Here is a 19,452-nt window from a genome sequence, read left to right as displayed (position 1 = left end):
CATAATTTTTGTAAGGAAGCATTATAATGTAACGACTACAAATGCTCACTTGACCATTTGAAATGAAAAACATTATTCTATTATTTTTATTAATTGGAACCTTTTTATCTTGTTCAAATTCTGATGATAACACAAACCCCGTCATAACTACAAAAACCATTGCGACCTACAACATAACTTTCACTAACTTTTGGAATGATTCAGATCACGGACCGTTACCAAGCAGCCCACATTGGTCGCCATTAGTCGGTGTGAACCATAATAACCAAATTACTTATCTAGAAAAGGATAGTAACGCAAATCAAGGTATTGAAGATATTGCTGAAGATGGTGTTAGCACAAATTTTAATAATGATGTTTTAACCAGTATTGCTAATGGAACCTCTGAGCAATACATAGCTGGAGGGGGTTTATTTTTATCAAACGGAGATACAATTGAAATCAATGATTTAGAAATTAGCGAGGACTTTCCTCTACTTACACTAGTTTCAATGATTGCACCGAGTCCAGATTGGATGGTATTTGTAAATGGACTTAATTTAAGAAACGAAAGTAATAACGATTGGAAATCGTCGGTAAATTTGGATTTATTTGTTTATGATTCCGGAACAGATAGTGGCTCCACTTATGCTTCTCCAAATGCTGATATCACACCTCATTTACCAATATCTAGTCTTAAAGGAACTTCACCTTTTAATGATGAGAAAGTAGCTACTCTAACTATTACGCTTCAAAGTATTGAAACTTTAAGCAATTAGAGCTTTATTAATTTCTTTTATAAGCTTTGGGCCTTCATAAATAAATCCGGTATACAACTGAATCAAATCAGCTCCAGCTTCAATTTTATCTAAAGCATCTTTAGCTGAGTGAATACCTCCAACACCAATAATTGGAAATGCTTTATTACTTTTTTCAGCTAAAAATCGAATCACTTCAGTAGATCTATTAGATATAGGCTTACCACTTAAACCACCTGTTTCCTTCTTATTCTCAGAAATTAAACATTCTCTTGAAATGGTTGTGTTTGTAGCGATTACACCATCGATTTTTGTTTCAGCTACAATGTCTATAATATCCAATAATTGAGAGTCTGTTAAATCTGGGGCAATTTTTAACAGAATAGGCTTTTGAGCATCCTTTTTGGAGTTTTCAACCTTTAAAACCTTTAATAATTTAGTCAAAGGTTCTTTATCCTGTAATGCTCTTAAATTTGGTGTATTGGGAGAACTTACATTTACAACAAAATAGTCTACAAAGTCGAACAAAGCGTTAAACGATATTTTATAATCATCAACCGCATTTTCATTAGGTGTTAGCTTATTCTTGCCAATATTCCCACCTATTAAAACGCCTTTATTCTTTTTAAGTCTTTCAACAGCCTCTATAACACCTCCGTTATTAAAGCCCATACGGTTAATAATAGCAGCATCAGATTTTAATCGGAACAATCTTTTTTTAGGATTTCCAGGTTGTGGTTTAGGGGTTAATGTCCCTATTTCTATAAATCCGAACCCAAAATTTGACAACTCGTTAAATAGTTTGGCATCCTTATCAAATCCTGCTGCTAAACCCACTGGATTGCTAAACTTCAAACCAAACAATTCGCGCTCTAGTTTAGCGTGTTCAACACTATATATAAATTTTATTATGCCTGAGACTAAAGGAATTCTATTTATAAATCGAATAATGGAAAAGGTGAAATAATGAACCTTCTCTGGGTCGAAGCAAAATAAAATAGGTCGGATAATTAGTTTGTACATAGTGCCATAAATTGTGATGCAAAAATACCATTCATTTCTTAAAAAATAGCAGGATGTTATTTGAAAATTAATAGTATTTTAGTGCATATATTTCCTTCAACATGCAGCACATTATAGATAGATTTATCAGTTACGTTACTATAGATACCGAGTCCGACCCAAACTCAAATACGACACCAAGTACAGCAAAGCAATGGGACTTGGCAAACAAACTAGCAAAAGAGTTAAAAGCTATTGGAATGCACGATGTAACTATTGATGACAATGCATACATTATGGCAACTTTACCCAGCAACGTAGATTATGATGTTCCTACCATCGGTTTTATTTCGCATTTTGACACGTCTCCTGATTTTTCTGGCGCTAATGTTAAACCCCAAATTCATAAAAACTATCACGGTGGCGATATTCTTCTAAATAAAGAAGAAAATATTGTGCTTTCTCCAGACTATTTTGAAGATTTACGATTATACATAGGACAAACTTTAATTACAACGGATGGCACTACCCTTTTAGGTGCCGATGATAAGGCCGGAATCTGCGAAATTGTATCTGCTATGGAGTATTTAATAAATAACCCAGAAATTAAACACGGTAATATACGTGTAGGCTTTACTCCGGATGAAGAAATAGGACGTGGTGCACATAAATTTGATGTTGAGAAATTTGGTGCTGCTTGGGCCTACACAATGGATGGTAGCCAAATTGGAGAGTTAGAATATGAAAATTTTAATGCTGCCAGTGCTGTGGTGACGATTAAAGGTAAAATAGTGCATCCCGGTTATGCTAAAGGGAAAATGATTAATTCCATGTACATAGCTCAAGAGTTTATAAACTCTTTACCGCGATTAGAAACACCGGAACATACTGAAGGTTATGAAGGATTCTTTCATTTACATTTTATAACAGGTGATGTTGAAGAAACAACTTTGCAGTACATTATTAGAGATCACGATAAAAGACATTTTGAAGCCCGTAAAGAAGTGATGCAAAAACTAACTAACGAGCTCAATTCACAATATGGAAGAGAAGTTATTAAAACAGAAATAAAAGACCAATACTATAATATGAAAGAAAAGGTAGAACCTATTATGCATATTGTAGATATTGCCGAAGAAGCTATGAAGCAACTTGGTATTGAGCCTTTAATTAAAGCTATTCGAGGCGGCACAGACGGCTCACAGCTCAGTTATATGGGGTTGCCTTGTCCTAATATTTTTGCTGGGGGACATAACTTTCATGGACGTTATGAATATGTTCCAGTAGAAAGTATGGTTAAAGCTGTTGAAGTAATATGTAAGATTGTTGAGTTGGTGGCAACAAGGAAATCCATCTAAAAATTATGCAAAAAGTATATTCTGTTGAAGAATACATAGAAGAACATGGGCATTTTAAAGATGCACTCAATACGTTACGCGACATTATCAACTCAACAGAATTAGAAGAATCTATAAAATGGAATGCACCAGTTTATTCTTTAAATGGTAAAAATGTTTTAAGTATAGGCGCTTTTAAAAATCACTGTGGTATATGGTTCTTTAATGGTGTGTTTTTAAAAGACGAACAAAAACTACTTGCTAACGCACAAGAAGGAAAAACAAAAACGATGCGGCAAATGCGTTTTGAAAATACAAACGACATCGACAATAAGGCTGTTTTGTCTTATGTAAAAGAAGCTATTGAAAATCAAAGACTTGGTAAAGAAATAAAGCCAGATAGAACAAAAAAGGAAACGATTATTCCCAAAGAATTACAACAGGTTTTAGAAGATAACACTAAATTAAAAACAAGTTTTAATGCTTTATCCAATTATAAGCAGCGTGAATATTGTGATTATATCGCGTTTGCAAAACGTGAAGCCACAAAACAAACACGTTTAGATAAAGTTATTCCTATGATACTTGAGGGTGTTGGGCTAAATGATAAGTATAAAAATTGCTAAATAAAAAAGCCTCCAAATGGAGGCTTTTTTATTTAGAATTGTTGCAATTCTATTTTATTTTGCCGGTGCATTAAGTTTAGAACTCATCTCCATAGAAATGGCAGACTTGTCAAACTTTAATTTCCCAGCCATCGTTTCTATTACACAACTATTGTCTTTGTCGTTCAAATCGGAAACCTTACCGTGCAAACCACTTTTAGTAACCACTTTATCTCCTCGTTTTAATTCTGCAGCGAATTTCTTTTCTTTTTTAGCACGTTTCATTTGTGGTGCAATCATAAAGAAATATACAACTACAAACATTAAAATAAAGGGCAACATAGACCCAATTCCTTCTCCCATCTTTTCTTAAATTTAGCTTTGTGCCGCAGCAGGTTTTGCTGCATTTGGATCTGGTTTAACGAAAGCCGTAATCTTAACAGTTTCTGTTCCTTTTTCTGTATTTGCAGTTACTGTAATAGTTTTAGAAACCTTATTAGTACCACTACCATTAAACTTTACCGTAAATTCACCAGATTCTCCAGCTGCTAATGGCTCCCTGCTCCAATCTTTAGGAACAGTACATCCACAAGAACTCTTAATATCTGTAATTACTAAAGGTGCTTCTCCAGTATTGGTATACTTAAATACAGTTTCTACTGGTGTTTTAGCCTCAATTTCACCAAAATCATGCTCTTTCTTATCGAACTCAATTACTGGAAATTTAGAAGCAACAGCATCTCTTTCGGCAGCTTGTGCAACATTAGCTTCTTCAATTTTTTTAGACGCATCTTCTTTACATGACACAAATGCGATCATGCATAATGCAGAAAATCCTAAAAATACTTTTTTCATGATATTCATTTTTTTAATTTGGTTTGTAAAAATAGCAATTATTTAATCGTTTTAAAATTTTTTGCTTACTTCTTAACACAAAATTACAACAGTCCTCTTCCTATTTTGTTGAGTTTGTCGTCTTTTTGATATTCCTTCACTAGTTTATCGAGAATACCATTTATAAAAATACTACTCTTTGGTGTAGAGTATTCTTTAGCAATTTCCAAATATTCATTTATCGTTACTTTTACTGGAATTGAAGGAAACTCTTTTATTTCGCAAATAGCCATCTGAAGTAATACAAAATCAACATTAGCAATTCTATCTGAATCCCAATTTTGGGTTTTCAATTCAATCTCTTCGTTTAAGGAATTAGCGTTTAACAAGGTCTTTTTCAATAAATCGACAGCAAATTGTTTGTCTTCATCGTCTTTGTATAGCTCAGGTGTAAAGGTGTTTTGACTTCCGTTTGATTTTGCTTTTCTGAGTATTTTTAAAATCGTAGTATTAACAGTTGGTAAATCATCTAACCAAGTTAAATTTTTGTCTTCCAAATAATCGTAGAGCTTATCGTTGGGTGCAACAATGTCTTTAAAAACATCAATTACAAAATTTTTATCTTCCTTGAAGGTAGATACTCTAGTTTGCATATAATCTGTATACAAATCTGAATTTAGAATCGCCTTAAAAATGATATCTACGTACTCTGCATCTAAGTCCCAATTTGTTATTTTATGATTATCAAATCGCTCTTTTAACAAAGAATTGTTTTTAATAATCTGTAAGAGCTCATTATTAACAAACTTCTTATTGGGATTTTTGTCTTCTTGAGTAGCTAAATGTTTATTTTGTTTTTTTAGTAAATCTGCTTCGGCTCTTTTTTGAACTTCAATGAGTAGTGATAATAAAAGCAGGTACAAACCGTACATATTATCAATGCTAAACAATAAAAACTTTTGATCTTTCGATAAATCATCACTTTCGCTTCCTTTAAAGGCGTAAATAGATTGCATTACTTTAACGCGAATATGTCTTCTGTTTAGCATGATTACAATGAACTTAAATTACAAAATGACTTTTAATTGATGCATTTACATGGCAAAAATAATACTATTTTAAAAAAGTCTGTTGAATTTATCGTTTTAATTAATCCTTTCAGGACTTTAGGTTATTTTTAACAAGTCCTTGACTCTTTACCAATATTTATAACCGAATATTACCTTATCTTTGCTAACTCATTTTTAGAATGCACCAATACTTTAATGAAAGAATTACAACACTTAAATAAATACTTTTTAAAATATAAATTCTATTTAATTGTTGGCATTATTATAACAATTGCGGCTAGAATATTTTTACTCTTCACTCCTCGTTACGTAAAAAAAATATTTGTAGCCATTGAGAGGGGTTCAAGCGGAGAAATAAGTAAAGAGGTATTTAAATACGAATTATCAGAAGCCATTGCATACATAATTGGAGCAGCTGCAATTGGTGCGATCCTAACCTTTTTTATGCGGCAAACCATTATTAATGTGTCTCGTTATATTGAATACGATTTAAAAAATGAGATATATGCCCAATATCAAAAGCTATCTTTAAATTTTTATAAAAAAAACAGAACAGGCGATTTAATGAATCGCATTAGTGAGGATGTTGGTCGTGTACGCATGTATGCAGGGCCAGCCATTATGTATAGTATTAATACTATAGCGCTTTTTGTAATTGTAATTATTTACATGATTAACGCTTCTCCTAAATTGACCCTATACACGATATTACCATTGCCAATTTTATCGGTTATCATCTATAAATTGAGTAAGGAAATACATAAACGAAGTACTATCGTACAAGAATACCTATCTAAATTATCAACTTTTACACAAGAGTCTTTTAGTGGAATTTCTGTTATAAAAGCTTATGGCATAGAACCGCAAACATCGTCAAATTTTATTACGCTTGCGTCTCAAAGTAAAGCAAAGCAAATTAGCCTTGTTAAAGTACAAGCTTGGTTTTTCCCTATGATGATTTTGCTTATTGGAGCGAGTAACCTTCTCGTCATTTATATAGGTGGTATGCAATACATAAATGGCGAGATAGAAAGTTTAGGTACCATTGCAGAATTTATTATTTACGTTAACATGCTTACATGGCCAGTAGCCACAGTTGGCTGGGTAACATCCATAATTCAGCAAGCAGAAGCTTCGCAGAAACGTATTAATGAGTTTTTGAAGATTAAACCAGAAATAACAAACACCACAGAAGCCACTACAAACGCTTCTGGAAATATTGTTTTTAACAATGTTTCTTTTACTTATGATGACACGAATATTCAAGCTCTTAAAAATGTAACCTTCAGTATAAAGCAAGGAGAAACGTTAGCAATTTTAGGAAAAACTGGCTCTGGAAAATCGACCATACTAGATTTAATTGGACGTTTATACGACATTGATTCTGGTAGTATAAAAATTAATGATATTAGTCTTAATAAGCATAATTTAACCAATTTAAGAGATAGTATTGGTTATGTACCACAAGATGCTTTCTTATTTTCAGATACCATAAAAAACAATATTAAATTTGGGAAAGAGACTGCAACAGAAGATGACGTTATTAATGCTGCAAAAAATGCCCAAGTACATAAAAACATTATTAAATTTAATAATGGCTACGACACTGTTTTAGGAGAACGCGGCATTACCCTATCTGGTGGTCAAAAACAACGGGTATCTATTGCTAGAGCCATAATTAAGTCTCCAGAAATACTTTTGTTTGACGATTGTTTGTCTGCAGTTGACACGGAAACCGAAGAGAAAATTTTAAAAAACCTAAACAAGATATCTAAAGGAAAGACCACCATAATAGTTAGTCACCGGGTGTCTTCAGCCAAAAATGCTGATAAAATAATTGTATTAGACGGTGGTGAAATAGTTCAGGAAGGAACGCATGAAACCCTTGTTAATATAGCTGGTTATTACAAAGATCTTTATTTGAAACAGCTTAGTGAAAACACTTCTGGTACTTCATAATTACTTTTAAACCTAGTAATTATTAAATCTTTATTAAATAAAATGCAATAAAAGTGAGTATCTAAAAAAGAAACTTCAAAAAATGTTGGTTAGTTTCGGTTTTTTTTAGATTTTTGATGAACACAATGCTAATTCAATAAAATTCAAATTAACTATGAATAACAATGATATGATGGAGAGAGAGGAAATTTTTTCGAAAGTACTTAGAGCAGGAAGGCGCACCTATTTTTTTGATGTTAGAGCGACGAAAGCTGAAGATTATTACCTAACAATTACAGAAAGTAAAAAGTTCACAAACGACGATGGATCTTTTCACTACAAAAAGCATAAAATATACATTTACAAAGAAGACTTTGCTGAATTTAAAGAAATTTTAGCAGAAATGACTGACTATATCATAAGTGAAAAAGGTGATGAAGTTATTAGTGAACGTCATCAAAAAGATTTCAAAAAAGAATATGATGAAACTCCTACTGCTACAGAAGAAGCTCCAAAATCTTCAGATAGTTTTACAGATATAGATTTCGATGATATTTAGTAAATTTTAGTAAAAAATACTATGAAGCTGCAAACAAAAAATTGCAGCTTTTTTTATACTTTAACTGCCAATAAAGCAAGAATTATTGTTGCCACCAAATAACCCATAGCAATGGTCCATCCAAAACAATATGCTAGGGTAAAAACCAGTATAAAAATCCATAATGGGACTAATGTTATGGCTAATGCAAACCTAAAGGTAGATATGAATTCAATTTCCTTTATTTTTGGCTTAACTCTAAATCTCCACACAACATAAGGACCTATTAGGTTCGTCTTTAATAAAAATTTTAAAATACGTTTCAAACCTAAAGCGTTGTCTTTTTGTTTTGGTTTACAATCCTGAAAATTACTTTGCAGACATTTATTAACCTCAGTAGGCTTTAAAAAATCGACATTGAGTTGATTTAACTTTTCAAGATTTAAACTATACTGATTGCTCGGTATATGGGTTGTTAATTTTGAAAGTTCAAGTTGAATTCGGGTTTTCAATTTTACTATACTGGTATTCTTGTCTTTAAAAACAAAATCTTTCGCTCGAATTGGTTCTCCATAATAAATGGCAGTACTATCTGGAAAACCCATTGAATTTATAAAATTTAATCCAACGGGTATTAAATGTAAATCAGTATCTGGGTATTTATCCAATGTATCAAACACAATGCGCGTGAAACCCTTACTTAATGGACGAACCGTTCTAACTATATTATGGCTCCCTTCTGGAAAAATCAAAATAGCCTCATTCTTACTTAATAAGTAGGAGCACCTATTAAAAATAGCCGTATTATTGGTTAAATTACTCCAACCATCTCTTATTCTATAAACGGGAAGCATTTGCAAGCTCGCAAAAATTTTACTGATGAAAGCTTTTTTAAATACACCAGCTCTCGTTAAAAAATATAAAAACCGATTGCAATTGGTAGCAATTAAGAGCGGGTCTAATAGCGCATTTTGATGATTCGCCAAAAAAAGAACTGGTTTATCTTTTGGAACATTATTTAAATTAAAAACTTGTATTTTTTTAAAATAAAAGAATAAACCCAATTTTAAATATGCCCTTACACTATATAACCAAAGTCGTTTCAATACTACCAAATATTTTTATTTTTTAGACCAATAAAAGGCCAAGATTAATCCAGAAATAATATGCCAAATCCCCCAAAATGCAGCTAGTATGGCCATTCCTCCTAACCCTTCAAAAAAAGTAAAGATTAGTAATAACCCCAAACCAGAATTTTGTATTCCTGTTTCTATGGCAATTGTTTTTTGATCTTTAAAAGATAGACTAAATAATTTTGCTAGAATTAGTCCTAGAACTATTGCAAGAATATTATGAGACACCCCTAATAACAAAACATGATGTATATAAGCATTAAAAACATCTATATTGTTTGAAAATGCAATAACAACTATTGTCACAAAAACTATAATTGACAAAGGTTTTAATACTTTAGAAAGTTTAAATGCTAGTTTTTCAAACTTATATCTTACAATCATACCCAATATTAAAGGCACGCCTAAAATAAGTAACACCAATTCTAAAAGCTGTAAAGGATTTAGTGCCACCTCTTTCAATAATTGCGCAGTAGGGCCATATAGGTTACCATATATCTGAAAATTAAACGGTGTCATGAAAATGGCAATTAACGTAGCAAAAGCAGTTAAGCTAACGGAAAGAGCAGTATTCCCTTTAGCCAAATGCGTCATGAAATTTGATATATTTCCACCAGGGCAAGCCGCAACTAATAGCATCCCTAAAGCAATGCTGGGTTGCGGTTTTATTAAAACAATAAAACCAAAGGTTACTAATGGCAGTAATATAAATTGAGAAACGACTCCAATTACAACTAGCTTGGGGTGCTTAAACAAACTTTTAAAGTCATTTAAGGTAATACCGAGAGCTACTCCAAACATAACAACAGCTAATGCTATGTTTAAAACCCAAAGCCCCGTAGTATCAAAATTTATTTTAGCAGTATCTATATTTTGCATACGTTATGCTACAGTACTTCCATTCTTCACTTTTGTTTCTGGATGTAAAAGAATAACGTCTTTATCCTTAACAACTCCCAGAACTAAGCATTCACTTTTAAACTTAGCAATTTGTTTTTTTGGAAAGTTTACAACGGCAACTATTTGTCTTTGAAGCAAATCTTCTTTTTTATAAAGTCTCGTGATTTGAGCTGAAGACTTCTTAATGCCTAAATCCCCGAAATCAATAGTTAATTGATAAGCCGGATTTCTAGCTTCAGGAAAATTATTAACTTCAATAATGGTTCCTACTCGCAAATCCACCTTGGTAAAATCTTCAAAAGTAATTGTGCTGTCCATTTTTTAAAAATACAAATTTTAACGAACTTTGATAAAAATAAAGACTATGGCTCGTACCCCTTCAAATATGCTTCCGTTAGGAACTATTGCTCCAGATTTTTCACTTCAAGATACAGTTTCAGATAAAATACTGAATCTTAACGATTTAAAAGGTTCAAAAGGTACTGTTATTATGTTTATTTGTAACCACTGTCCTTTTGTAATTCATATAAATTCTGAATTGGTTTTACTTGCAAACGATTATCAATCCAAAGGAATTTCTTTTATCGCAATTTCTAGTAACGATGTTGAAAATTACCCACAAGATGGACCGAACAAAATGAAAAGACATGCTGTTTCTGAAGGTTATCCATTTCCTTATCTTTATGATGAAACACAAGATATAGCAAAAGCATATGATGCAGCTTGCACACCAGATTTATATCTTTTTAACGCAAACTTGAAACTCAATTATCGTGGTCAACTTGATGATTCAAGACCTGGTAATGGAATTCCTTTATCGGGTAAAGATTTAAGACATGCTATAGAATGTTTACTGGGCGGTATAGAAAATACTGAAACTCAAAAACCCAGTATTGGGTGCAATATTAAATGGAAACTTTAAACTAGTTTTAACTGCCAAATACCAACATTATGCCACTTACCAAATTTAAAACCAACTTCTTCTAAATTGGCAACCTGTTTAAAACCAAATTTCTCATGAAGTTTAATACTCGCATCATTGGGTATAGTTAAAACACCTAAAACCGTATGTAATTTAGTTTGTTTTAGTTGCTGTAATAGTTCGGCATATAGCTTTGTGCCTATTTGCTTTCCATGAGCATTATGTCCAACGTAAACCGTTGATTCTACAACAAAATCATAAGCCGGTTTAGGTCGAAATCTACTTCCGTAGGCGAAGCCTAAAATCTCATTGTTTTCAAGGTAAACCAGAAACGGATAATCTGTCTTAATTCTATTAACCTTATCTGAAAAAGTTTCGATTGAAAGTGGTTCAATATCAAAAGTAACCGAAGTATTTACTACATAGTAATTGTAAATTTCGAGTAGCTCCTTAAGATCATTTTTATGAAAAGACCTAATCATTTTACAGCCAACCTTTTCGTTTTAACAAGTTCTCAATATGCGCATAATGGTGATTACCGTGCCATGCGTAAACGCCGATATTAACTTTTAATAACACTTCAGAATTAGTTTCTGGATGCATAAAAGATTTGTTTAAATCTTCATCGCCTAAGGACTTTAATAAATAAACCAATTTATAATGAACTGCTTTTAAATGTTCTAAAGACATTTGTATAGGCGCTGTTTTGCTATCGCTTAACTCAGCCCAATCAGCTTCGTTGTATGCTTTAATGAGTGGTTTATCCTCTGTTAATGCCCACTTAAAGCGTGTATAACTGTGATGATGACTATCAGAAACATGATGAACCACTTGTCTAACGGTCCACCCATCCGGTCTGTAACATGTGTCTAATTGCTCCTTTGTTAGGTGCTTAACCAATGCTTCAAAACGAATAGGAAACTGTTCTAAAACAGTAATCCATTCCTTAATTTTATTTGAAGTAATGTTATCGGGCAGTTTAAATCTTCCTATTGGGTATCGTAAAAATTCGAGTTCTTCTTTTGTCATGCTTAAAGATATTAAATTGAAAGTTTATCAAAAAGTAATCCTCAAATTTATATCTTTAACTTGATTTAATATGAGACTATTAAATTAAGAACCCTATTTCTCTAGCCTAAATTTCCTATTAATTAAAAAAGTAACTATGAAATGTCTATTTAAAATAGCCTTAATTGTTTTTGTTGTCCAAACAGGATTTGCTCAAAATGGAAGGTTGCTTCATAAAGATATAGTTAATCTTCCTGATTCGATAAAACAAAAATTTCTTGAACGGAATAAGTTTAAAACAGTTTTTACCTCAACAAAACTATTTAAAATCACTTATGAATCTAATGGCTTAAAAATAAATGGATATCTATCAACACCAAAAGAGTCAGGATCTTACCCAGTAATAATTTACAATAGAGGAGGTAACAGAGATTTTGGAGCATTTAATGACATTGGAGCAACTTATGTCCTTCGTAGCATGTCCCAATGGGGTTATACCGTTATTGCAAGTAACTATCGTGGCGGTGGCGGCAGTGAAGGCATGGAAGAATTTGGAGGCACAGACGTTAATGACATCCATAATCTTATACCATTATTAGACAATTTAAAAGAAGCTGACACTTCTAGAATAGGAATTTATGGATGGAGTCGAGGCGGTCTAATGACTTATCGGGCAATTTCTGAATCCTGTAAATTTAAAGCAGCAATAATTGGAGCTGGTATGGCAAATAGCTTTAGGAATATAGAAGAAAGGCCCGAAATGGAAAAATATGTTTTTTCGGAATTACTTCCAAATTATAAAACTAATAAGGAAGCCGAATTAAAAAAACGTTCGGCTATATATTGGACCGATAAACTTTGTAAAACCACGCCAATTTTATTATTACACGGCTCTGGTGATTGGCGTGTCTCTCCAAAGGACGCATTAGACATGGCAGATTCTTTATATGCAAAGAAACACCCTTTTAGATTACATTTTTATGAAGGCGGCGATCATGGTCTTTCAGAGTATGACCAAGAGGTAAACGAAAACGCGAAAGATTTTCTTGATTACTATGTAAAAGACCTAAATACGCATCCAAATATGGAACCTCATGGAAGATAGAATAAAATAAATACTAATCAATTATCCAGCGATTAACGAAAACAGAAAGAGATATTCATTTAATTAAAATGAATACCTCTTTTCGTCTACTCTTATCATAAAACACCTAACATTCAAGTTAAACTACATCGAGAATCACTTAAATATAAAATGTGATCTTAAAACTATTTCACATCCATCAATTCCACATCAAAAACAAGAGTTGCATCTGGTGGTATAACACCACCTGCTCCAGCACTTCCATACCCTAAATGACTAGGAATAACTAAACGTGCCTTATCACCTACTTTTAATAAGCCAATACCTTCATCCCATCCTGGAATAACTTGTCCTACTCCTAGAGGAAAATCGATTGGAGCGTTACGCTTATATGAAGAATCAAAAACAGTCCCATCAGATAACTGACCTTTATAATGCACAGATACCGTTTGTCCTTTTTCTACTTTGATTCCATCACCGTTTTGAATAATTTGATAACGTAATCCACTCTCAGTTTTACTAAAGCCTGCAGCAATTTTTTCAAGTTCTGCTTCTGCTTTTGCTTTTTCTTCAGCTAATCTTTTTTCTCTTGAACCTTCAAACGTTCTAAAAGCCTCAACAGCATTAAAAGATTCAGCTTCTGAACCAACTCTTACAATCTCTAAACTCTCGATAGCATCTCCTTGAGCGATAGCATCAACCACATCTTGTCCAATTTCAACTTTACCAAAAACAGTATGTTTATTATCTAACCAAGGTGTTTCAACATGGGTTATAAAAAACTGACTTCCGTTGGTTCCAGGTCCCGCATTAGCCATAGATAAAACCCCTGGCCCATCGTGTTTTAAATCTGAATGAAACTCATCATCAAACTTATACCCTGGATTCCCAGCCCCAGAACCTTGCGGACATCCTCCTTGTATCATGAAATCTGGTATAACTCTGTGGAATTTTAACCCGTCGTAATATGGTGTCCCTTGTGGCTTTACAGCGTTCTCTACATTACCTTCAGCCAAAGCAACAAAGTTGCCTACGGTTCCAGGTGTTTTTTGATATTCTAAAGCGACTAAAATTTCGCCTTTTGTCGTATTAAATTTTGCGTATAATCCGTCTTGCATGATTCTATTTTTTTTAAGAAAGTGCAAAGATAGAAAACTAAGTTAGAAGTATATAGGCTGCGTTAAAAAGTATTTATTAAAAAATAGATATATTTAAATAATAAATTAAGCATAGTGAATATTTTAGTTCGAAAAGCAACTGTTAAGGACGTAATTCCTTTAGCCCTCTTAGCGCGAGTAACATTTAGAGAAGCATTCGGTCATCTGTTTCATAATAATGAAAACCTTATTAGTTATTTCGCAAAATCATTTTCTATTGAAGCTTTGACAAAAAAATTAAATGATGACAATAATGTATATTGGTTAGCTTTTTTAGATAATCTTCCTGTTGGATATGCCAAATTAATTAAAAATTCGCCTTCTAAATTTATAGAGGATGAAAAAGTTTCAGAACTACAGCGTATTTATGTGCTTAACGACTTTTTAAATCGTAAAATTGGGCATTTATTACAAAATGAAATTTTTGAAGAAGTAAAACGAATAGAATCTAACTATCTATGGCTTTCTGTTTATGTAGATAATCCTAAAGCTATTAGATTTTATGAACGCTATGGATACCACAAATTAGGAACACATATCTTTGGTATCTTAAATCAGAATTTTGAATTTTCGGTAATGAGTAAGGCCTTTTAATTAGCTACTTCACTAATAAACTTGATTCTAAACAATCTTAGTTCTTCGTCGTCATAATCGCCATCAAACTCTTCAATGGCATCATCTATATCATCTGTTTCAGACTCCATAAAATAATCATGAATTTCTTCTTGCTGATCTTCATCTAAAATATCATGTAACCAATAATCAATGTTCAATTTGGTTCCAGAATAAACGATTACTTCCATTTCTTTTATAAAATCTTCCATAGACATCCCTTTGGAAGATGCAATATCGTCTAATGGTAATTTTCTATCAATGTTTTGGATAATATAGAGTTTGAGTGAAGAATTACTTCCAGTAGACTTAACCACCATATCATCGGGACGGATAATATCATTTTCTTCAACATAATTGGCAATTAAATTAACGAAGTCTTTACCATACTTTTTCGCTTTACCATCACCAACACCATGCACATTCCCTAACTCTTCAACAGTAATTGGGTATTTTAAAGACATATCTTCAAGCGAAGGATCTTGAAAAATTACAAAAGGCGGAACGCCAAGTTTTTTAGCGTTCTTTTTACGTAAATCTTTTAACATGCCCATTAAAACCTCGTCAGCCACTGCTCCACCACCTTTAGCCGCAGTAATAATACTACCGTCTTCCTGCTCGCCTTCGAAAATATGATCTTCGGTCATCATAAAAGACACTGGCTTATCAATAAATGATCGACCAGAATCATGAAGTTTTATGACGCCATAGGTTTCAATATCTTTTCTTAGATAACCTGCAACTAAAACTTGTCGCAAAAGTGCCATCCAATATTTATTGTCTTTATCTTTTCCTTTACCGAAAAATGACTGCTCGTTCGTTTTATGTGAATTAATTAAGGCATTTTCTTTACCAACAATCACATTTACCAAATCCTTAGATTTATATTTTTCGTTTGTTTTATTAATCGTTTCTAATAATAGTTTTACCTCTTCTTTTGCTTCATGTTTCTTTTTTGGGTGTCTTACATTGTCATCCATATCGCCACCTTCACCAGTTTCATTATCAAACTCTTCTCCAAAATAATGAAGAATAAATTTTCTACGGGAAATTGATGTTTCCGCAAAAGCCACAACTTCTTGCAAAAGGGCTTGCCCTATTTCTTGTTCTGCAACAGGTTTACCAGACATAAATTTCTCTAACTTTTCAATGTCTTTATAAGTATAATATGCTAAACAATGACCTTCTCCACCATCTCTTCCAGCACGTCCTGTTTCTTGATAATAGCTTTCTATACTTTTTGGAATATCATGATGAATAACAAAACGCACATCGGGTTTATCTATCCCCATTCCAAAGGCAATGGTTGCTACAACAACATCTATATCCTCCATTAGGAACATATCTTGATGGTTTGATCTAGACTTGGCATCTAGCCCTGCATGATACGGTACAGCTTTAATACCATTAACTTGAAGTACTTGGGCTAATTCTTCAACACGTTTTCTGCTTAAGCAATAAACAATACCAGATTTACCCTCATGCTGTTTAACAAAACGAATGATATCGGCATCAACATTCTTGGTTTTTGGCCGTACTTCATAATATAAGTTTGGTCTATTAAAGGAGGCTTTAAATGTTTTTGCCCCACCAATTCCAAGATTTTTAATAATATCTTCTTGTACTTTTGGTGTTGCTGTTGCCGTTAAACCAATAATTGGAATATTATCACCAATACGACCTATAATGTGCCGCAAGTTTCTGTATTCTGGTCTAAAGTCATGACCCCATTCACTTATACAATGGGCTTCATCTATCGCCATAAAAGAAATTTTAACCGAACGGAGAAACTCTACATTTTCTTCCTTTGTTAGAGATTCTGGGGCAACATAAAGAAGTTTAGTAACCCCATTTACAATGTCTTCTTTTACCCGTTTTACCTCTGTTTTATTTAAGGAAGAATTTAATACATGGGCAACACCTTCTTCATCAGACACACCGCGAATGGCATCTACTTGATTTTTCATTAATGCTATTAGAGGAGAAACTACTATTGCTGTCCCCTCCTGCATTAATGCAGGAAGCTGGTAGCAAAGGGATTTTCCTCCACCAGTCGGCATTATTACAAACGTATGATTTCCAGATAATATACTCTCAACAACCCCCTCTTGCAACCCTTTGAATTTAGAAAATCCAAAATATTTTTTTAGTGCAGCGTGTAAGTCACTTTTTGCCGTCAACATGAAATAAATACAATTAATTTATGCTTTTAAAGACCTATTAAACACTTAAAATGCCATTAATTAATTTAGTAATCTAATAGAGAACCCTCATTTTTTTTTCGTTAGTTTTGTAACGAAATTTTTTAAATCAAATAAATTTTTATTTGACTAACATTAAAGATAACAAAATCTTTAAAAGCATCAACCATAAAAATAATAAATTTTGAATTACAAAGATTCTATCATTAATACTGCGAAACAAACTATTGAAATGGAAAGTCAATCTATTTCAAACTTGTCTAATTTGTTAAATAGCGATTTTTCTGATGCAGTAGAATTGATTTATAAATCGAAAGGACGAGTCATTATTACAGGAATTGGAAAGAGTGCTATTATAGCTAATAAAATAGTAGCTACATTAAATTCTACAGGAACACCTTCTGTTTTTATGCATGCTGCGGATGCTATTCACGGAGACTTAGGATTAATTCTAAAAGATGATGTGGTCATTTGTATTTCAAAAAGCGGTAATACACCAGAAATCAAGGTACTAGTTCCATTAATTAAAAGTGCTAAAAACAAAATGATTGCACTAACTGGAAATAAAGATTCCTTTTTGGGTCTTAATGCCGATTATGTTTTAAATACTTATGTGGAAAAAGAAGCTTGTCCCAATAATTTAGCTCCAACTACTAGCACAACTGCCCAATTGGTTATGGGAGATGCACTGGCTGTTTGTTTATTGGAATTAAGAGGATTTTCGAGTAATGATTTTGCCAAATACCACCCAGGCGGTGCACTTGGCAAAAAGCTATACCTAAGGGTTCAAGATATTTCGTCTGCGAATGAAAAACCTGAAGTATCCAGTAATACAGGTATAAAAGAGGTTATCATTGAAATTTCTGAAAAAATGCTTGGAGTTACGGCTGTTATTGAAAATGACAAAGTAATTGGCATTATTACTGATGGAGATTTGAGGCGAATGCTCTCGAAATCTGATGATTTCACATTGTTAACAGCAAAGGACATTATGAGTAAAAACCCTAAACTTATTGATGCTGAAGCTATGGCAGTAGATGCTTTAGAGGTTATGGAAACCAATGGCATCTCGCAATTACTGGTTGAAGATAATGGCAAGTATGCTGGAGTCGTTCATTTACACGACTTAATAAAAGAAGGAATTATATAATGGCTAAAAAGAACATTAACGAGATGTCTTTTTTAGACCATCTGGAAGATTTACGCTGGCATTTAATAAGAATTGTAATGTCGGTGGTTATCGTTGCCACTTTCGCGTTTATTTTTAGCAGGTTCATATTCAACACCATTATTTTTGCTCCACTGGAGATGAGTTTTCCAACTTATGATTTCTTATGTAAAACAGCCACTTTTATAAATTTTGACACAACGTTTTGTAATGAAAAAATTCCTTTGATATTACAAAACAGAACTATGGCAGGACAGTTTTCTGCAGATATATGGACCGCAATTTTAGGAGGTTTTGTTATCTCCTTCCCTTACGTTATTTATCAACTTTGGAAATTTATTAGTCCCGGTTTACATGCCAATGAAAGAAAACATTCTCGTGGTTTCATCATTATTTCGTCAATGCTATTTTTTATTGGAGTATTATTCGGTTATTATATTGTAACTCCATTATCCATAAACTTTTTGGCTAATTACAGTATTTCTGAAATCGTAGATAATCAGATAGATATTAGTTCTTATATCGCACTTGTTCGTTCATCTGCTTTGGCTTCAGGATTAATATTTGAGTTACCTATTATCATTTACTTCTTAACGAAAATTGGATTAGTAACTCCAAAAATACTAAGGAAATATAGAAAATACGCTCTTGTTATTGTACTTATACTTTCTGCGGTAATTACACCACCAGATATTGCAAGTCAAGTAATTGTAGCAATTCCTATTTTAGTATTATATCAAGTAAGTATTTACATTTCTAAAATTGTTATTAGAAATCAAAAAAGAAAAGAAAAACAGCATGCCTAATATAGTTGAAGAATTTAATGACTATCGCGAAAGAATGAATGATAAAATTCTTTCTGATAATAATAAAGTGATAAAGCGTATTTTCAATCTGGACACCAATGCTTATCTTGAAGGGGCTCTTGATATTAAAACCAAAGAATTACTTGGTTTAGTAGCCTCGGCGGTACTCCGTTGTGACGACTGTGTTAAATATCATTTAGAAACCAGCTATAGAGAAGGCTTAACTAAAGAGGAAGTTGTTGAAGCATTAAGTATAGCAACATTGGTTGGCGGTACTATTGTAATTCCTCATTTACGTCGGGCCTATGAGTTTTGGGATGCTTTGGAACAACAAGGTTAAAAAAACGATAAAATTATCTTAGCTAAAAATGGTCTTCTATATGATTTTACTATTTTTAGC

22 protein-coding genes are annotated in these 19,452 nt (G+C 32.7%); 11 read left to right on the top strand and 11 right to left on the bottom strand.

The annotated features are described in order from the left end of the window. The first annotated feature begins 62 nt into the window (after positions 1-62). Positions 63-758: a spondin domain-containing protein gene (locus FEF17_RS09310; RefSeq protein ID WP_139002054.1), complete on the top strand. Its 696-nt coding sequence runs from the start codon at positions 63-65 to the stop codon at positions 756-758. Here FEF17_RS09310 and FEF17_RS09305 read toward each other — a convergent pair. Continuing rightward, positions 747-1,760 (bottom strand): quinone-dependent dihydroorotate dehydrogenase, encoded by a 1,014-nt coding sequence (locus FEF17_RS09305; RefSeq protein ID WP_139002053.1) that lies wholly within the window; start codon positions 1,758-1,760, stop codon positions 747-749. The genes FEF17_RS09310 and FEF17_RS09305 overlap by 12 nt on opposite strands. Before the next feature lie 101 nt (positions 1,761-1,861). Between FEF17_RS09305 and pepT the strand changes: the two genes are divergently transcribed. Both pepT and FEF17_RS09295 read left to right on the top strand, forming a co-directional pair. Continuing rightward, on the top strand, positions 1,862-3,097 hold the full coding sequence (pepT, locus tag FEF17_RS09300; protein ID WP_139002052.1) for a peptidase T: 1,236 nt from the start codon (positions 1,862-1,864) through the stop codon (positions 3,095-3,097). Positions 3,098-3,102: 5 nt separating this feature from the next. Further along, positions 3,103-3,702 (top strand): YdeI/OmpD-associated family protein, encoded by a 600-nt coding sequence (locus tag FEF17_RS09295; RefSeq protein ID WP_139002051.1) that lies wholly within the window; start codon positions 3,103-3,105, stop codon positions 3,700-3,702. Between the two features lie 54 nt (positions 3,703-3,756). Here the strand turns inward: FEF17_RS09295 and yajC are convergent, their stop codons facing one another. From yajC to nusB, 3 genes are all read right to left on the bottom strand, one after another. Then, entirely contained in the window at positions 3,757-4,044 is a 288-nt protein-coding gene (gene yajC / locus FEF17_RS09290) for a preprotein translocase subunit YajC (RefSeq protein ID WP_139002050.1), read from the bottom strand. A gap of 12 nt (positions 4,045-4,056) precedes the next feature. After that, positions 4,057-4,536 (bottom strand): DUF1573 domain-containing protein, encoded by a 480-nt coding sequence (locus FEF17_RS09285; RefSeq protein WP_139002049.1) that lies wholly within the window; start codon positions 4,534-4,536, stop codon positions 4,057-4,059. A gap of 83 nt (positions 4,537-4,619) precedes the next feature. After that, positions 4,620-5,564 carry a transcription antitermination factor NusB gene (nusB, locus tag FEF17_RS09280; protein ID WP_246046818.1) on the bottom strand — a complete coding sequence of 315 codons (945 nt, stop codon included), beginning with the start codon at positions 5,562-5,564 and terminating at the stop codon, positions 4,620-4,622. Between the two features lie 216 nt (positions 5,565-5,780). Here nusB and FEF17_RS09275 point away from each other — a divergent pair, with 216 nt between their 5' ends. Both FEF17_RS09275 and FEF17_RS09270 read left to right on the top strand, forming a co-directional pair. Continuing rightward, a complete protein-coding gene (locus tag FEF17_RS09275) occupies positions 5,781-7,544 on the top strand; it encodes an ABC transporter ATP-binding protein (RefSeq protein ID WP_139002048.1) in 1,764 nt (587 codons plus the stop codon). Positions 7,545-7,698: 154 nt separating this feature from the next. Then, entirely contained in the window at positions 7,699-8,082 is a 384-nt protein-coding gene (locus tag FEF17_RS09270) for a PUR family DNA/RNA-binding protein (RefSeq protein ID WP_139002047.1), read from the top strand. Between the two features lie 53 nt (positions 8,083-8,135). Here the strand turns inward: FEF17_RS09270 and FEF17_RS09265 are convergent, their stop codons facing one another. From FEF17_RS09265 to FEF17_RS09255, 3 genes are read right to left on the bottom strand one after another with little or no spacing between them, the layout of a single operon-like run. Continuing rightward, positions 8,136-9,125: a lysophospholipid acyltransferase family protein gene (locus FEF17_RS09265; RefSeq protein WP_139002046.1), complete on the bottom strand. Its 990-nt coding sequence runs from the start codon at positions 9,123-9,125 to the stop codon at positions 8,136-8,138. Positions 9,126-9,182: 57 nt separating this feature from the next. Next, positions 9,183-10,073 (bottom strand): bile acid:sodium symporter family protein, encoded by an 891-nt coding sequence (locus tag FEF17_RS09260; RefSeq protein WP_139002045.1) that lies wholly within the window; start codon positions 10,071-10,073, stop codon positions 9,183-9,185. Positions 10,074-10,076: 3 nt separating this feature from the next. Then, positions 10,077-10,412, bottom strand: coding sequence for a tRNA-binding protein (locus FEF17_RS09255; protein WP_139002044.1), 336 nt, complete (start codon positions 10,410-10,412; stop codon positions 10,077-10,079). A gap of 46 nt (positions 10,413-10,458) precedes the next feature. Between FEF17_RS09255 and FEF17_RS09250 the strand changes: the two genes are divergently transcribed. Next, the gene (locus FEF17_RS09250; RefSeq protein WP_139002043.1) at positions 10,459-11,016 is read left to right on the top strand and encodes a thioredoxin family protein; all 558 of its coding nucleotides are present in this window, start codon (positions 10,459-10,461) and stop codon (positions 11,014-11,016) included. Here the strand turns inward: FEF17_RS09250 and FEF17_RS09245 are convergent. After that, complete coding sequence (locus tag FEF17_RS09245) at positions 11,013-11,498, bottom strand: GNAT family N-acetyltransferase (protein ID WP_139002042.1); 486 nt, start codon at positions 11,496-11,498, stop codon at positions 11,013-11,015. The genes FEF17_RS09250 and FEF17_RS09245 overlap by 4 nt on opposite strands. Position 11,499: 1 nt before the next feature. After that, positions 11,500-12,045: a YfiT family bacillithiol transferase gene (locus FEF17_RS09240; protein WP_139002041.1), complete on the bottom strand. Its 546-nt coding sequence runs from the start codon at positions 12,043-12,045 to the stop codon at positions 11,500-11,502. Between the two features lie 136 nt (positions 12,046-12,181). Here FEF17_RS09240 and FEF17_RS09235 point away from each other — a divergent pair, with 136 nt between their 5' ends. Further along, complete coding sequence (locus FEF17_RS09235) at positions 12,182-13,129, top strand: alpha/beta hydrolase family protein (RefSeq protein WP_139002040.1); 948 nt, start codon at positions 12,182-12,184, stop codon at positions 13,127-13,129. Positions 13,130-13,293: 164 nt separating this feature from the next. Here the strand turns inward: FEF17_RS09235 and FEF17_RS09230 are convergent, their stop codons facing one another. After that, a complete protein-coding gene (locus tag FEF17_RS09230) occupies positions 13,294-14,226 on the bottom strand; it encodes a peptidylprolyl isomerase (protein WP_139002039.1) in 933 nt (310 codons plus the stop codon). A gap of 114 nt (positions 14,227-14,340) precedes the next feature. On the opposite strand from FEF17_RS09230, the gene FEF17_RS09225 reads away from it, so the two are divergent. After that, positions 14,341-14,859 (top strand): GNAT family N-acetyltransferase, encoded by a 519-nt coding sequence (locus FEF17_RS09225; RefSeq protein ID WP_170180989.1) that lies wholly within the window; start codon positions 14,341-14,343, stop codon positions 14,857-14,859. On the opposite strand, the gene FEF17_RS09220 is transcribed toward FEF17_RS09225, so the two are convergent. Beyond that, positions 14,856-17,060 carry an ATP-dependent DNA helicase RecQ gene (locus FEF17_RS09220; RefSeq protein ID WP_139002037.1) on the bottom strand — a complete coding sequence of 735 codons (2,205 nt, stop codon included), beginning with the start codon at positions 17,058-17,060 and terminating at the stop codon, positions 14,856-14,858. The two genes, FEF17_RS09225 and FEF17_RS09220, sit on opposite strands and share 4 nt — an antisense overlap. 250 nt (positions 17,061-17,310) lie before the next feature. Between FEF17_RS09220 and FEF17_RS09215 the strand changes: the two genes are divergently transcribed. Genes FEF17_RS09215 through FEF17_RS09205 form a run of 3 tightly spaced genes read left to right on the top strand, consistent with a single transcriptional unit; the run spans position 17,311 to position 19,392 of the window. Continuing rightward, positions 17,311-18,228: a KpsF/GutQ family sugar-phosphate isomerase gene (locus tag FEF17_RS09215; protein ID WP_139002172.1), complete on the top strand. Its 918-nt coding sequence runs from the start codon at positions 17,311-17,313 to the stop codon at positions 18,226-18,228. Beyond that, entirely contained in the window at positions 18,228-19,052 is an 825-nt protein-coding gene (gene tatC, locus FEF17_RS09210; protein ID WP_139002036.1) for a twin-arginine translocase subunit TatC, read from the top strand. Before FEF17_RS09215 ends, tatC begins: the two co-directional genes overlap by 1 nt. Next, the gene (locus tag FEF17_RS09205; RefSeq protein ID WP_139002035.1) at positions 19,045-19,392 is read left to right on the top strand and encodes a carboxymuconolactone decarboxylase family protein; all 348 of its coding nucleotides are present in this window, start codon (positions 19,045-19,047) and stop codon (positions 19,390-19,392) included. The genes tatC and FEF17_RS09205 overlap by 8 nt, the downstream gene beginning before the upstream one ends. Positions 19,393-19,452: the final 60 nt, after the last annotated feature.

It is taken from the genome of Hyunsoonleella aestuarii, assembly GCF_006148925.1.
Taxonomy (GTDB): Bacteria; Bacteroidota; Bacteroidia; order Flavobacteriales; family Flavobacteriaceae; genus Algibacter_D; species Algibacter_D aestuarii.
This window is presented reverse-complemented; position numbering and strand designations above follow the sequence as displayed.

Coding starts and splice junctions, on each gene's coding strand:
- FEF17_RS09285 (WP_139002049.1), bottom strand. CDS start 4,536: ATGAAAAAAGTATTTTTAGGATTTTCTGCATTATGCATGATCGCATTT.
- FEF17_RS09275 (WP_139002048.1), top strand. CDS start 5,781: ATGAAAGAATTACAACACTTAAATAAATACTTTTTAAAATATAAATTC.
- nusB (WP_246046818.1), bottom strand. CDS start 5,564: ATGCTAAACAGAAGACATATTCGCGTTAAAGTAATGCAATCTATTTAC.
- tatC (WP_139002036.1), top strand. CDS start 18,228: ATGGCTAAAAAGAACATTAACGAGATGTCTTTTTTAGACCATCTGGAA.
- FEF17_RS09245 (WP_139002042.1), bottom strand. CDS start 11,498: ATGATTAGGTCTTTTCATAAAAATGATCTTAAGGAGCTACTCGAAATT.
- FEF17_RS09255 (WP_139002044.1), bottom strand. CDS start 10,412: ATGGACAGCACAATTACTTTTGAAGATTTTACCAAGGTGGATTTGCGA.
- FEF17_RS09305 (WP_139002053.1), bottom strand. CDS start 1,760: ATGTACAAACTAATTATCCGACCTATTTTATTTTGCTTCGACCCAGAG.
- FEF17_RS09240 (WP_139002041.1), bottom strand. CDS start 12,045: ATGACAAAAGAAGAACTCGAATTTTTACGATACCCAATAGGAAGATTT.
- FEF17_RS09205 (WP_139002035.1), top strand. CDS start 19,045: ATGCCTAATATAGTTGAAGAATTTAATGACTATCGCGAAAGAATGAAT.
- pepT (WP_139002052.1), top strand. CDS start 1,862: ATGCAGCACATTATAGATAGATTTATCAGTTACGTTACTATAGATACC.
- FEF17_RS09215 (WP_139002172.1), top strand. CDS start 17,311: ATGGAAAGTCAATCTATTTCAAACTTGTCTAATTTGTTAAATAGCGAT.
- FEF17_RS09295 (WP_139002051.1), top strand. CDS start 3,103: ATGCAAAAAGTATATTCTGTTGAAGAATACATAGAAGAACATGGGCAT.
- FEF17_RS09260 (WP_139002045.1), bottom strand. CDS start 10,073: ATGCAAAATATAGATACTGCTAAAATAAATTTTGATACTACGGGGCTT.
- FEF17_RS09270 (WP_139002047.1), top strand. CDS start 7,699: ATGAATAACAATGATATGATGGAGAGAGAGGAAATTTTTTCGAAAGTA.
- yajC (WP_139002050.1), bottom strand. CDS start 4,044: ATGGGAGAAGGAATTGGGTCTATGTTGCCCTTTATTTTAATGTTTGTA.
- FEF17_RS09250 (WP_139002043.1), top strand. CDS start 10,459: ATGGCTCGTACCCCTTCAAATATGCTTCCGTTAGGAACTATTGCTCCA.
- FEF17_RS09310 (WP_139002054.1), top strand. CDS start 63: ATGAAAAACATTATTCTATTATTTTTATTAATTGGAACCTTTTTATCT.
- FEF17_RS09220 (WP_139002037.1), bottom strand. CDS start 17,060: ATGTTGACGGCAAAAAGTGACTTACACGCTGCACTAAAAAAATATTTT.
- FEF17_RS09230 (WP_139002039.1), bottom strand. CDS start 14,226: ATGCAAGACGGATTATACGCAAAATTTAATACGACAAAAGGCGAAATT.
- FEF17_RS09235 (WP_139002040.1), top strand. CDS start 12,182: ATGAAATGTCTATTTAAAATAGCCTTAATTGTTTTTGTTGTCCAAACA.